The organism is Streptomyces azureus (assembly GCF_001270025.1).
Taxonomy (GTDB): Bacteria; Actinomycetota; Actinomycetes; order Streptomycetales; family Streptomycetaceae; genus Streptomyces; species Streptomyces azureus.
Window position 1 is genome coordinate 1 of record NZ_DF968385.1, and the last position, 13,049, is coordinate 13,049.

Below are 13,049 nucleotides of genomic sequence, written 5' to 3' on the forward strand. Positions count from 1 at the left end.
CCAGTCTCGTAGTCGTCTCCAACAGGTCATGCCCGACCCGAAGCCCATCTCGGTGGCCAGGTACTCCCACTGAATGCCGGTGTGCAGCACGTACAGGATGCCGCAGAGAACCTTCCGGTCCGGCACGGGCTTGCGTCCCGGATACCGGAACCGCCGTTGCTTGCAAGGGAGCAGCGGTCCGATCCGCTCCCACAGCTCACCCGACACGATCCATGGTGAAGCCCCCATGTGATCAGAATGCTCAGCCCGCCCTGCGGACACCACAGCCAGGGTCAAGGCGCCTCACTGCGTTGGCCGTTGATAGCCAGAACGCGACATCACCCGTGAAGGGCAAGGGTGCAGTCGCAGATCTGCCAGCCACCTCTCGATGAGACCTGCTGAACTGATCACGAAACGCGCTGCCTTTCACAGGACGGAACGCCATGCCGGCAACCACCACAGCTTCAGTCAACGGCAAACTCTTACCCCCTCGGTCCCCGCTGATGGGGTGGCTGGCCGTCGTCTCGGTGATGCTGGGGATCTTCGCCATCGTCACCACAGAGATCCTGCCGATCGGTCTGCTGACCTCGATCGGATCCAGTTTCACCGTCTCGGACGGGATGGCTGGACTGATGATGACCATGCCGGGCTTCCTGGCGGCGATCGCCGCTCCACTGGTCACCGTGGCCACGGCACGCTTCGACCGCCGACTGATGCTGTGCGTCTTCATGCTCTTGCTGGCACTGGCGAACTTTCTTGCCGCCGCGGCACCCGACTACTGGCTCGTACTGACCTCCCGGATCATGGTCGGGATCACGATTGGCGGCTTCTGGTCGATCGGAGCCGGGTTGGCGGAACGACTGGTGCCGCCGGCCTCGGTCGGCAGGGCAACTGCTGTGATCTTCTCTGCCGTCCCGCTGGGATCCGTCCTCGGCGTGCCGGCGGGCACCCTCATCGGAGATCTCGCTGGATGGCGAACGGCCTTCACCGTCATGGGAGCTCTGACGGTCGGCGTACTGACCATGCTGCTCTTGTTCGTCCCACCGCTTCCTCCGGTCCGGGCCACACGGCTGGGCGTCCTGGCCGGCATGCTCCGCAGCGTCAACACTCGCTTCGCACTCCTGCTGACGTTCCTTGTTGTGCTGGCTCACTTCGGCACCTACACCTACGTGACACCATTTTTGGAACAGGTCACCCACGCCAGCGGTGGTCTGATCACTGCATTCCTGCTGCTCTATGGTGCCGCTGGCATCCTCGGCAACTTCCTGGGCGGCGCCTGGGTGGCCCGGTATCCGCGGAGCGTCTTCGGGCTCGCGGCCGCCCTGATCGCCACGGTGACTCTCCTGCTTCCAGCGTTGGGCCGCTGGGAGACCGGCGCAGTGATGCTGCTGATCGTGTGGGGCATCGCGTATGGCGCCGTACCAGTCGCGTCGCAGACCTGGTTCTCCAAGGCGGCACCGCACGCCCCGGAAGCGGCATCCGTCCTGTTCACCGCCTCCTTTCAGGCAACGATCTCGATTGGTGCACTCGTAGGGGGAGCCATCCTGGACCGCACCTCTCCGTCCGCGCTCATGTTGCTAGGCGGTTGCACCGCAGTACTCATGGTCCTGGCAGTAGGGGAACGCCTCGTCGGGCCGGACTGCAACGAGCGGTCCTGAACACACGGAGATTCGTCCATGGATGCTTCTGTCGACCGCTTAGCGCATGGCCCTCGACCTGGCTTCCGCTCGGTCAGCCACTGACCACTCGGCTCATTGTGTTAGCCGTTGTTACACCTCAGATGCCGAAGGTCAGACAGCGTTTCCCGACTGGCTGGACTGTGCAACTACCACCGACCCCACAGCGGAATCAGCGGTCACACCCCAGCCAGCCGCGTCACCAACCTGTCCGGACCACCCACCTAACGACCTCGTGCACGGTTGGCCGTGGCTCGTCGCTCAGGTGGCTCGTTGAACCGTGCATGGTGAGGGCTGGGGCGCGTGAGTTGATCGTGGCGGAGTACCGGGTCACTGGGCTGTCGCCGGACGTGATCGCAGAACTCATCGCTGAGGTGGGGCCGTTGTGGCACGAGCAGCATCAGGCTCGGCTCACGGCTCGGCCACGGCGGCGGGCTGTAGGAGCCGGAGCGAAGCACAAGTTCGTCTTCGTCGACCGGCTGCTGGCCACGTTGGTGAGTCTGCGCCATGGCACCACTCATGACGTGCTGGCCTGCTGGTTCGGCGTGGACCGCTCCACTATCACGCGCGCCATCGGCGAGGTGCGTCCTCTGCTCGCGCAGCGGGGCTGCACCGTCGCCCCTGGCATCCGCCTGTGCACTCTCGCCGAGGTCATCGAGCACCTGGGTGCCGACGGCCGGACCGGGATCATCGATGGCACGGAGGTCCGTGTGCGGCGCCCGGCCGCAGGCCGCAAGGACCGCGACAAATTCGTCTCCGGCAAGACCAAACAGAACGCCGTGAAGGCCATGGTCCTCACGGACGCCGAAGGGCGGCTGCTGTACTGCAGCCCGGTCCGGCCAGGCAGTTGCGCCGACATCACCCAGGCCCGCCAGCTCGGACTGGTCAAGCTCCTGGCCGACGGCCCGTTCATGGAGATCCTTGCGGACGCCGGCTATCAGGGCATGGGCGCGCAGACCGGCGGACGGGTGGTCACACCACCACACCGCAAGTTCAAGAAGAACGCTCCCGCCTGGTACGAGGCGCGGCACGAACTCCAGCGCGAAGCGCACTCGTCACGGCGTATCCGCGTCGAGCATGGCATCGCGCACTTGAAGAACTGGCGGGCTCTTGCCCGCCATCTTGGCCGTCGCGAGCACATGAGCGACATCATCCAAGCCGTCGCTGGACTGCTCTCACAGCAGCAGAATGCCGCTCTATCCCGCGGCGTTCGAGCGTGACCACTGTCAGGACAGCAACTCTCGACGAGCCACGGCCAACCGTGCACGAGGTCGTAAGGGCTGTCCCGTAAAGATCAAACTGACCACCTCAAGCCCTGAGGGCCGCTGCCGATGCATCCGATGTTGTGCGCCAGCACGAGCCCTACAGGTTCGGCGGTATCTCCGGTGCGGGCAGGTCCAGAGCACGGCCGAGGGCGGCGGTGACAGGGGTGGCGTAATCACGTAGGTGCAGGGCGGCCCAAGCGGCGGCTAGATGGAGGAAGTCGATCAGGTCGCGCTCTGCGCCAGCAAGCAGGCGACGCAGGTAGCTGATCGATACGCGCCGAATCGGGCAAAGCCCCCGGACTCCCGTCGTCGGCCCAGCATGCAGAGGAGTGGTCAGGGCTTCGTGACCGTGGTCTTCTTGGGCTGGCGGAGGACGGTCCTGGTCTTGTCGAGGTGCCCGTACACCGTCGAACTGGGCAGGCCCCGAAGAGGTCGGCGATCTACTGGACGGTCTTCTCGCAGGCGTCGTGCAACGGCCGTCTCATCCTCCTCGCGGACGCTGCCCCTTGACTACGGGCCTGAGCTGATCACCGGCGTCGGCTGTTCACCGGCGGCGGGCACTGAGCACGGCCAGCGCGGCCGCGGCGCACAGGAACATGGTGGCGCCCATGACGACCGCGTTCACGTGGCCGGTCAGGCTCATGGCGGAGGAGGCGGCGCCGCCGACGAGGAACTGCAGCAGTCCCTGCAGGGAGGAGGCCGCGCCGGCGGCGGAACCGTGGCGGGTCAGCGCGAGGGACGTCGCGTTGGCGAAAACGATGCCGAGCATGGACACCACTGTGAACAGGCATGTCAGCAGCATGGGCAGGGGAAGGCGGAGCGCGGCGCAGGCCAGCACGCCCAGTCCGCCGAGGGTGGCGACCGTCAGGCTGATGCGCAGGAGAGTGTGCTCGTCGGCGGCACGGCCGACGAGCAGGCTGTTGGCCTGCCCGAACAGCACGATGCCCAGGCCGTTGGCGCCGAAAACGAGGCTGAACTGCTGGGGGGTCAGCCGATAGCCGTCCTGCAGGACGAACGACGAGCCGGAGATGTAGGCGAACACGGCGGCGAACATCAACGCTGCGGCGAGCACGTAGCGCAGGTAGTGCCAGTCGGTGGCCAATGCGCGGAAGGTTCGCAGGGTACCGGTCAGACGAGCGGGCTGCCGGCGCCCGGCGGGCAGCGACTCGGGCAGCGTGAAGACAACCGCCAGCAACAGGGCGGCGCCGAGCGCGGCGAGGACGACGAACATGGCCCGCCACGTCGCGACGGTCAGGAGTTGGCCGCCGATGACGGGGGCCACGATCGGCGCCACGCCGTTGACCAGCATGAGGGTGGAGAAAAACCGGGTCATGGCGGTGCCGTCGAACAGGTCCCGCACGATGGCCCGGGCCAGCACCGTGGCCGCCGCCGCGCCGAGCGATTGCAGGATGCGCCCGCCGACCAACCATCCGACGTCCGGCGCCATCGCGCACCACAACGACCCGGCCACGTACAGCGCCATCCCGATCAGCAGAGGCCGGCGTCGGCCCCACATGTCCGACAACGGACCGACGATCACCTGGCCGATGGCGAGTCCGATGACGAACACCGTCAGGGTCAGCTGGACTAGCGGCATGCTGGTCTGCAGCTCGTGGGCCATGCCCGGCATCGCCGGGAGGTACATGTCGATCGTGAGCGCCCCGAACGCGCTCAGGGAGCCGAGCGCCAGCGCCAGCCGGGCTCGGCGTCCCGGACTCATCGGTTCTGGGGCACCTGCGTCGCAAGCCGCCGCGGCCACGTGCCGATCTTCCGCACCTCTAATAGTTATGTCCATATAATTATGATGCCATAATCCATTAGGATGGGTCCATGCCCTACCACAAGGACAACGCCGCCGAGGCCGCCGACGGCCCGCTCGCCGATCTGGCCGACCTCATCCTCAACGTGGGCCGGCTGGTGCGCGCGCGTACTCCAGAGGGCAGCGAACTGGTTCCGCTCACCGAGACCGAACGGCAGATCATGCGTGTCGTGGACCTGTATCCGGGGGCCGCGCCCAGCGAGATCGCCCGCCGCACCCGGCTGCAACGGACGAACGTCAGCACGGCGCTGCGCAGCCTTGAGGACAAGGGCATGATCTCCCGCACCGCGACCACCGGCCGGGGGATCGCCGTACGCCCGACCGACCGTGCCGCCGACAACCTGCGTATGCTGCGTGCCGCCTGGGCGCGGGAACTCGCCGGCATCCTGGGCAACGACATCGACACGGTCCAACAGTGCACCGGCCTGCTCAGCCGCCTGGAACAACGCTTCACCGCCGACGACTCGATCGAGCGTGATCCTCAATGAACGGATCGGCTCACGAGCAACCACCCCGAGCGCCCCGCCGCCCGCGTCCCTGCACGGCGCCCCAACTCGGCGGTGGTGCCTGCGGCTTCGCCAGCGCGGCGGGGGCGCCGACCTACTGAAGCCGTTTGAGCCGGTTGCGGACGAGGGCCTCGAGCCGGTCGAGGGCGACCACTGCGAGGTTGGCCAGACTGCGCTTGGCGTGCGCCCATACCCCCTCGACGGGGTTGAGGTCAGGCGAGTAGGCGGGCAGCAGGAAAACCGACAGCCATTCACGCTCGGCGATCGGCTCACGCATGGCGTGGGACACGTGGGTGTTCAGACGGTCCCAGACGAGCACGATCGGTGCCTTGACGAGCTGGTGGACACCGTCGATCAGCGCGATGACGTCGCGCTCTCCCATGCTGCGACGCTTGCCTTTGCCCGAGGGGTGGGTGCGCAGGCGGTGGCACAGCCGTGTCCGGGAGCCGGGCCGCATGGCGATGAGCCCGGCCACGGACAGCCGGCCCGAACGTCGTCCGCTCACCGTCACCTGCGGAGTCACTCCGCGTCGGCCCCAGGTGCGTCCTCTGGGCGGCCGTCGGGTGAAGCCTGCCTCGTCCTCGAAGCAGATGTATCCACCCGAGGCCGCCCGGGCTCTTTACCTCCGCCCAGGTCGCCTCCTTCCACGCGGTGACGGCCTGCTCGTCGCGCTCGGCGACCCGCCGCGCGGGGACCTGCGGGCTGAAGCCGAGCCGGTACATCAGCCTCGTCGCCCCGGAGACGCTGTAGGAGACGTGGAACTTCCTGCCGATCAGCGTGGCCACCCTCGCCGCAGTCCACACCTGGTCCTCCACCCAGCCGTGCGCGGCCGACCCCTGCTCGAGGTACGCAGCCAGCTTCTCCAGGCAACGCGGGGACAGACGGCATCGGGATCCGCTCGGGCCCCGGGAGGCCAAAGCCTGAGCACCGCCGTCCCGCCACAACTGATGCCATCAATATGCCGACTTCAGGCTCACCCTCAGGCGCCGCGCCACCTCCGACGGCTTGATCCGCTGCTCGAACAACTCGGCCGCCTGCATGCGTACCGACTCCCGGCGCCGCCGTCCCGCAGTGGTCAGCCCGCCCCCGCATACCTCACACACCACGGGATACGGCCACACACCGAGCCCATCGGGGAACTGCGCGAAAGTTCACCCTGACGAGCCAAAGTCAGTAGTGGAGTACCGGTAGCTCTTGGACCGCTCAGCCACTGAGTGGTCACGGGTGGGCACCAGAGTGCCGTCCACGATAAGAACCGTGTCCTTGCGGAACTGTTGCCGCAGGTCCAGGGCCAGGAACGGGCTCATGTCGTCGATCACCCGGTCGGCCGTTGACTTCGAGACACCGAACAGAGGTGCAAGCTGCCGCATCGTCAAGTTGGTGCGCCAATAGGCGACGACCAGGAGCAGGCGGTCCTCAAAACTCAGGCGCCACGGGCGGCCCCGGTGTGTGCCATGAGCGCCTCGCCGACGCAGAACCGCCACGAGCTTGCCGAACTGCCGGGGCGTAAGGCCGCTGAACGGGCCCATCCAGGACAGCTCGGACGCCGTGATCACACCTGCCACGCTGGCTTGGTTCTCCGGCTACCCAGCTGAACTGGTAGTGGTTGACTTGGCGACCTTGAGGCTGGTGTCGGTGAGGGGCTGCTCGACTTGTGTCATGACAGTTCGCTCCTTTCGTGTCGTTTACCGGTGTCTATGCGGCTTTGAGGACTGCTGCCAGCGCGTTTCGATCTTGTGGCGTCGCCGAGTCCTTCGAGCTGTTCGAACTGCGCGTCCAGGGAGGAGGCGGCGAATTCCTCCTTGCCCATGGCCCGGGCCTCTTCGCGGCGCACCTTGTACTCGAACCGGCTGATTTTCGCTTGTCGGATCGAGTACGCCGATGCCCTTGACGGCGTCGAGCATGCGGTTTTGCGCCTCAGCGGACTTGGTACTCCAGCCGTAGGTCGTGATCTTCTGATGTGACTCAACGCTTCTGTTGGCGGGTGAGCGCTCGAGATGGTGAGCTGTGCCTTCTGACTGGCAGGGCCTGCAGGTGAGCCGCGACACGGTAGTTGGAACCTGGCCACGGGAGCTGGAACCAGCGTCGGGGCGGCAGGCGGGGGCTGGATTCTGCCATCACACTCTCAGACGGAGCTGCGGGCCTCTTCGTAATCCGGCTCCGGTATCGGACCCTTCTTCTTTCCGACAGCAGGCAAGGTAATCAGCAGCACAGCTGCTCCGAGGAGTGCGATGACCGCGATCCAGCCCGCGCCTACGTGCATGGCATGGATAAACGCATTATCAGCAGCCTGAGTAAGAGTGGGCCGGTGGATAGCGGTGGCGACGTGGCGGGCCTGTTCGGCGGAAACTCGCGCCTGATCCTGCACCGGACCGGGTGCACCCTCCAGCGAAGGTTCGATCGCACGTCGGTACTCGATCGACATGATCGTGCCGCCTACTGCGATTCCGATCACACTGCCGGTTTGTCGCACGGTGTTGGTGACGGCCGATCCTGCACCGGCCTGTTCCAACGGCAGGTCGCTGATCAATACGGCCGTAACGGGGCCGATCACCATGCCGATCGAGAGCCCCTGTATCAACAACAAGCTCTCGATCCAGACGAGTGGAGTTTGGAGTCCGAGGAAGCCGTACCCGCCCATGGTCAGCGCAGCCACGGTTAGCGCCGGCACGGTGACAAGGCGTAGCGGCAGGCGACGAACCAGGCGCGAGGCAAGGGGCGCCCCCGCGAGCGCGCCGAGTGCGGTCGGGATATTGGCCAAACCCGCCTTCATCGGCGAAAATCCGAGCGCACCTTGCAGGTAGAACGCGTTATAGAAGGTGATGGCGGCCACACCGAAGAGCAGCAATCCGAGCGCCACATTGCCGCCACCGAATGTGCGTTGCGCGAACAGTCGCGGATCAAAGCTGGGCACCTTGAGGCACAGTTCGACGAATACGAAAACGGCCAGCAGAACCAGACCGACAACGATCGGCGCCCAGACGTCGGTACGACTCCACACCGCCACCTGCCCCGCCCGGATCAGCCCGTAGGCCAACGCCACGAGCCCACTGATCGACAGCAACATTCCAGCGGGGTCCAGTGGTCGCGGAGTGGGGCTGCGGAAATTCGGAACCAGCACGGCAAGCCCGACCAACGCCAATGCCGCGACCGGAACATTGATCAGAAAGACCGAGCCCCACCAGAAATGATCGAGCAGGAATCCCGCCAGCACCGGGCCGGCAGCCATTCCGACACCGGCCGACGTCGAGAAAATGCCGATCGCGGCAGCCCGCGCGGGGCCGGTAAAGGTCCACATAAGAATGGCCATCATGGCGGGTGTGATCAGCGCGCTGCCCACCCCCATCGCAGCTCGAGCTGCAATCAGCTGGCCCGCATCGCTTGCGTACGCCGCCCACAGCGAGGACCCGGCGAAGACCACCAACCCACTGGAAAACACAGTCCGATGACCGAACCGATCGCCCAATGCGCCTGCTGTGAACATCAATGTGGCGAAGGCCAGAGTGTACGAACCGGTCGCCCATTGCAGCTGACCTGGGTTGGCCCCCAGCCCACGGACCGGGTCTGCAAGGGTCTCCAGCGTAGTACTCAGGACGGTATTTTCTATCCAAATCAGCAGTGAACACAACATAAGAATAGCGAGAATCAACTGCTGCCTGGACTTCGGCAACGTTGGAGGCGCGGTCATGAACACCTTCAATATCGATCGGCGGGAACCTGAACGACTGGACCATAAGCAAACTCCACGACGCCGTCAAGCTTAGAGATTCTTGTCAATACTGTTGCGGCCGAACGGACTGTATGCCCTCTGCCGGATTTGCGGGCTGGACAATTTTGTGCCCTCTGGCGGATTTGCGAGTTGAAGGATTCCATGACTTCTGGAGGGTTGCGACTGAGCGGATTTCATGCACTCCAGTGAGCTGTCGCACCGCGCACTGCGACCCCAGCTCGGTGCCCACGCCAAACCGCAGCTCCTGCCCGCCCAGGACTGCCGGAACACTGGCACTACCTGACGCTTTACCGAGCACCATTTCTGCGTCACTCACCATGGTCTTCAGAACTCAGAGGTTGTCTCACGTGGCAAGTTTCGCGAGCTTCTTGTAGCAGGTCAGGGCGGCGGTCATGGCCAGGCTTCGGCTCTGCCAGTCGTTGCGGACCACGTACGGGATCTTGAGACCACGAGCAGCCCATGGCAGGCTCATGTCGCATGACCGATGAATTCGCGAAAGACAACCTGTACGGGAGACTGCGGCGGGACCGCGAGGCGCTGCTCTGGAAACTCGACGGCTTGTCCGAATACGACGCCCGCCGGCCTTTGACAGCGACCGGGACCAACCTCCTCGGCCTGGTCAAACACGTGGCCACCGTCGAGGCCAGGTACTTCGGCGAGGTCTTCGACCGCCCTTCCCCGGAACCGCTGCCCCGGTGGCAGGACTCCAACGGCAGCGATCTGTGGGCGACCGAGGACGAGACCCGCGATCAGATCATCGGGTTCTACCGGCGCACGTGGGAACACTCGGACGCGACGATCAACGAGCTTCCCCTCGACGCCCCCGGCCACGTGCCTTGGTGGCCGGAGTCTTATGCCGACACGAACCTGTTCGCCATCATGGTCCATGTCCTCGGCGAGTCCATCCGGCATGCCGGGCACGCCGATATCCTGCGCGAGGGCCTCGACGGCCGGACCGGGTTGCGCGCCGAACTCGAGAAGCAGATCGACGAGGAAGCCCGCGCAGCCTACTGCGCGAAGATTGAGCAGGCCGCCAGGTCGGCCGCACCAATCAAGGCTTTAGAGGTTGTCTCACGTGACGTGATGTTCGTGCGGCATGCTGCCGGTCGTGGGTGCTGATGCCGGAACACGACCAGCGAATGCGTATAGGTATCCAGGGGGATTGTCCAGATGCGGCTTCACGGGGTCACCGAAGACGCCTTCGCGGACCATGACCGGCAAGACCGTAGTGTCCAGCGCAACCACCTGTCCGGGCCGGTGGATCACCACATGGCCGTTTTTCATGGGCAGTTCAGCGGAGCGGGCATAGCATTGCCGTGCACCACCCGGGCCGAACCACTCCCTCCAGACCCTGCAGAGAGTCCGGTGGCCCGGGACCGATGTCTCGGTGCCGAATGTCTCGCGGACGTACTGATGGATCATGCGCTCCTTCGTGCGCATGGAGACCTTCGCCGCCCGCAGGGTCTCCTCACGGACCGCGAGGACCGCTTCCCGGATCTCCTCCGTCACGCTGGGGTGGCCTCCGCTGCCGGAGCCAGCGGTCGTCCGCGCAGCCGACCAGCCCGAACTGCCGCCGCGCGGTCTCCCAGCGGATCAGGGTGTGGCAGCTGACGGCGTCCAAGCCCAGCCGTTTCGCATGTTGCCGGTCCAGGGCCTGCAACTCGGCGACCTTCGCCCGTCGGCGGCTCGTCAGGGTCGTGCTGTCCGGGTCGTACTCGGGCCTGGGTTCTCCCGGTCCCGGCCGCATCCGATCACCACTACGGAAGCCGGTCGCCACCTCCAGGAGGTGGGCCATCCGGATCTCCGCGATCTCCCGCCTGCCCTTGCCCAGGTCCTCCAGGGCCGTGGTCTGGCGTCCCCGATCCGCACCGGACGCCGATGTCCGCGAGGACGGTTTGCAGCCCGGGTGGTCGACCAGGAACCGCAGGCTCACATGCTGGCGGGCACCGTCGAGTGCCACCAGCTGGACGCGTCCGAGGTGCGGCTCACGACGCTCAACGGTCCATTCGGCCCCGTCGAGCACCAGGCCGACGCCGGAGGAAAGGTCCACTGCCGCCGCAGCGGACCTCATTCGGCCGCCCTCGAAGCCAGGACCACGACCGAGCGGTCCGTCAGCGGTTCGGTCATGCCCACCCCGAGCTGCCGGTGCCAGAGCAGATGCAGCAGCTGGGCCCGGGCCACCGGCTCACACGCCGTCGAGGCGGCCAGCTGCCCGAGCGGCAGTCCCTGCCGGGCCGAGGTGAGCAGGGCAGGACGCAGGCCCAGCGGGGTCGGACAGCTGCCGCCGTTGGGAAGAGAATGCGTCGAGAGCCGCCGGGACATGCTCTCGCCACCGAGCTGCCACCATGTAGTGCCAGCCGCATGCCAGAGCGACCTCCCCCGCCGCCGCGAAGGACTCCCGGTCACTGTCCTTGATCAAGCCTTCGGGACGTACGTCGATCAGCCATTGCCCGAGCGGGTCACGGCAAGGAAGTCCGGAGTGTGGCTCCTGCACTCCCGCGTGTTGTCGAACCGCAGCCTCAGCGGCTTTGAGATCACGTCGATCAAATCTCCCGCGACGTCCAGCGCCAGCAGCAGCCTGGCCTCCTCCAGGCTCTCCGCACCATGAGCCGGCCGGTGCTGACCATGAATTGAGGCCCCGGACGATGGCGCTGTCCTCGCCGCCAGGAGAACCAGCGGACCGGATCGCTGTTCACCACCGGCCCCTGGCCGAGCTCCCGTACCGTCCGGCAGACCCGCTCCTTGCCGGTTCTCCACTCGACCGACCAACGAAGGGGCCTGTCGTCATCCAGCCGCAGACCGGCTCGGCTCGCGTCGACCGACACCGGGACGAGAAGTTCATCCCATCTGGCGAGGTGCGACCAGAGCGGCTCACCCGCCGTTCCGTCAGGGGTACGAACGGCCTTGCCCACGCTCACGCTTCTCATGGCATGAAGGAAAGCGCCCATCACCGAAGAGGACCTTGGATCTTCGGAACTGGCGCCAAGAAGACTGACCACTCACGGTTGATTGCGAGAAGCGTGGCCACTGGGTGCCAACAAGCGTGTCCCACCGACCAGGACCCACCAGCTCATCGAGCTTTACCGGTTCCAACTAACGTGTCCAGGCTCACCTGCAGGCAGGAACTTGCAGGGCCACATCGACACTTGACCTCAACCAAACTTGAGATTTTAGGTTTCTTCCAGAGCCGCAGGAAAACCGACCAGCGGCGCCTTTTCAAGGAGGTTCGCCGTGACCGAGCGCACAGCCCACATCGAGATCCCCGACCGCTACCGCTATGCCGTGATCCCGCACATCATGGTCGACGACGCCGCCGCGGCGATCGATTTTTACCAGCGGGCATTCGGTGCCCGTGAGGACTTCAGGATCGACGCTCCGAGCGGCGGGATTCTGCACGCCGAGATCACTATCGGACGGTCGGCCCTGATGCTGGGAGACGCCAGCGTGGACGAGGCGGAAGCCGCCTCCTTCGCCGCGCCGACCTCGCTCGGCGGAGGTACCTCCGTCACGCTGCATGTCTTCGTGCCGGACGTCGACAGCCTGGCGGAGCGCGCAGAAGCCGCCGGTGCTGAGATCCTCCAGCCGCCGAAGGACATGTTCCACGGTGACCGCACCGTCATCCTCAAGGACCCTTCGGGGCACGTGTGGGTATTTCTGACCCACGTGGAAGACGTCTCGCAGGAAGAGCTTCAACGCCGCCTGGCCGCCGCCGGGTGATCGGACCCCGTGCGCGCGGTGATCTGGACCGAATACCGAGCGCCGCACCTTATGGAACCCGCCAGGTGAACCGCTCGATCACGCCTGGGCTGCTTTCCGCCGGTAGTGGCCGGCCTGGGATCGGGCCCGGTGGTGACGTCGCCAATTCGCCCAACCGAGCCGATGGGCGGCATCGTGGCCGGTCGGACAACGAGGGTGATGCGTGGTGGGCGTGTTCGGCGACGCGCACGACGGCGAGGAAGGCGTGCGCGAGCATGGCGAGGGTGACCCAGCGGGACTAGGAGGTGGCGGGAGTACCTGGCCACCGAGATGGGCTTCGGGTCGGGCATGACCTGTTGGAGACGACTACGAGACTGG

Annotated in this window: 12 protein-coding genes and 5 pseudogenes; 6 read left to right on the top strand and 11 right to left on the bottom strand. The window is 65.9% G+C overall.

Going from position 1 to position 13,049, the window contains the following annotated elements; all coding sequences use genetic code 11:
- On the bottom strand, window positions 1-228 hold a 228-nt coding region (locus tag AOQ53_RS31770; protein ID WP_148640400.1), incomplete at its 3' end, for a transposase.
- Between the two features lie 194 nt (window positions 229-422).
- Here AOQ53_RS31770 and AOQ53_RS31775 point away from each other — a divergent pair.
- The 3 genes and pseudogenes from AOQ53_RS31775 (at window position 423) to AOQ53_RS31780 (ending at window position 2,875) form a co-directional block, all read left to right on the top strand.
- Window positions 423-1,637, top strand: coding sequence for an MFS transporter (locus tag AOQ53_RS31775; protein WP_078945594.1), 1,215 nt, complete (start codon window positions 423-425; stop codon window positions 1,635-1,637).
- Between the two features lie 112 nt (window positions 1,638-1,749).
- A pseudogene (locus tag AOQ53_RS46800) lies at window positions 1,750-1,883 on the top strand (IS481 family transposase); the annotation flags it as partial.
- An 86-nt stretch (window positions 1,884-1,969) separates the two neighbouring features.
- Window positions 1,970-2,875 carry a transposase gene (locus AOQ53_RS31780; protein ID WP_236711886.1) on the top strand — a complete coding sequence of 302 codons (906 nt, stop codon included), beginning with the start codon at window positions 1,970-1,972 and terminating at the stop codon, window positions 2,873-2,875.
- 589 nt (window positions 2,876-3,464) lie between these two features.
- On the opposite strand, the gene AOQ53_RS31785 is transcribed toward AOQ53_RS31780, so the two are convergent.
- Window positions 3,465-4,679, bottom strand: coding sequence for a multidrug effflux MFS transporter (locus AOQ53_RS31785; RefSeq protein WP_236711887.1), 1,215 nt, complete (start codon window positions 4,677-4,679; stop codon window positions 3,465-3,467).
- Between the two features lie 71 nt (window positions 4,680-4,750).
- Between AOQ53_RS31785 and AOQ53_RS31790 the strand changes: the two genes are divergently transcribed.
- Complete coding sequence (locus tag AOQ53_RS31790; protein WP_059422515.1) at window positions 4,751-5,227, top strand: MarR family winged helix-turn-helix transcriptional regulator; 477 nt, start codon at window positions 4,751-4,753, stop codon at window positions 5,225-5,227.
- 115 nt (window positions 5,228-5,342) lie between these two features.
- On the opposite strand, the pseudogene AOQ53_RS48435 reads toward AOQ53_RS31790, so the two are convergent.
- The 5 genes and pseudogenes from AOQ53_RS48435 to AOQ53_RS47510 form a co-directional block, all read right to left on the bottom strand.
- A pseudogene (locus AOQ53_RS48435) lies at window positions 5,343-6,348 on the bottom strand (IS630 family transposase); the annotation flags it as partial.
- A 72-nt stretch (window positions 6,349-6,420) separates the two neighbouring features.
- Window positions 6,421-6,810, bottom strand: a pseudogene (locus AOQ53_RS31805) (helix-turn-helix domain-containing protein); the annotation flags it as partial.
- Between the two features lie 92 nt (window positions 6,811-6,902).
- Window positions 6,903-7,173: pseudogene (locus tag AOQ53_RS46805) on the bottom strand (PspA/IM30 family protein); the annotation flags it as partial.
- Between the two features lie 197 nt (window positions 7,174-7,370).
- A complete protein-coding gene (locus AOQ53_RS31810) occupies window positions 7,371-8,933 on the bottom strand; it encodes an MFS transporter (protein ID WP_059422516.1) in 1,563 nt (520 codons plus the stop codon).
- Between the two features lie 385 nt (window positions 8,934-9,318).
- Entirely contained in the window at window positions 9,319-9,447 is a 129-nt protein-coding gene (locus tag AOQ53_RS47510) for a hypothetical protein (RefSeq protein ID WP_269085486.1), read from the bottom strand.
- A gap of 5 nt (window positions 9,448-9,452) precedes the next feature.
- Here AOQ53_RS47510 and AOQ53_RS31815 point away from each other — a divergent pair, with 5 nt between their 5' ends.
- The gene (locus tag AOQ53_RS31815; protein ID WP_059422518.1) at window positions 9,453-10,094 is read left to right on the top strand and encodes a DinB family protein; all 642 of its coding nucleotides are present in this window, start codon (window positions 9,453-9,455) and stop codon (window positions 10,092-10,094) included.
- Here the strand turns inward: AOQ53_RS31815 and AOQ53_RS46810 are convergent.
- The 3 genes from AOQ53_RS46810 to AOQ53_RS46820 are packed head-to-tail and all read right to left on the bottom strand — an operon-like array spanning window position 10,047 to window position 11,297.
- Window positions 10,047-10,484 (bottom strand): hypothetical protein, encoded by a 438-nt coding sequence (locus tag AOQ53_RS46810; protein ID WP_236711888.1) that lies wholly within the window; start codon window positions 10,482-10,484, stop codon window positions 10,047-10,049. The genes AOQ53_RS31815 and AOQ53_RS46810 overlap by 48 nt on opposite strands.
- On the bottom strand, window positions 10,444-11,046 hold the full coding sequence (locus tag AOQ53_RS46815; RefSeq protein ID WP_236711889.1) for a hypothetical protein: 603 nt from the start codon (window positions 11,044-11,046) through the stop codon (window positions 10,444-10,446). Before AOQ53_RS46815 ends, AOQ53_RS46810 begins: the two co-directional genes overlap by 41 nt.
- Complete coding sequence (locus tag AOQ53_RS46820; RefSeq protein ID WP_236711890.1) at window positions 11,043-11,297, bottom strand: hypothetical protein; 255 nt, start codon at window positions 11,295-11,297, stop codon at window positions 11,043-11,045. The genes AOQ53_RS46815 and AOQ53_RS46820 overlap by 4 nt, the downstream gene beginning before the upstream one ends.
- A 909-nt stretch (window positions 11,298-12,206) precedes the next feature.
- Between AOQ53_RS46820 and AOQ53_RS31830 the strand changes: the two genes are divergently transcribed.
- Window positions 12,207-12,692 carry a VOC family protein gene (locus AOQ53_RS31830; protein WP_078945597.1) on the top strand — a complete coding sequence of 162 codons (486 nt, stop codon included), beginning with the start codon at window positions 12,207-12,209 and terminating at the stop codon, window positions 12,690-12,692.
- Between the two features lie 78 nt (window positions 12,693-12,770).
- Here the strand turns inward: AOQ53_RS31830 and AOQ53_RS46825 are convergent.
- Window positions 12,771-12,969 (bottom strand): annotated as a pseudogene (locus AOQ53_RS46825) (IS701 family transposase); the annotation flags it as partial.
- Window positions 12,970-13,049 lie beyond the last annotated feature (80 nt).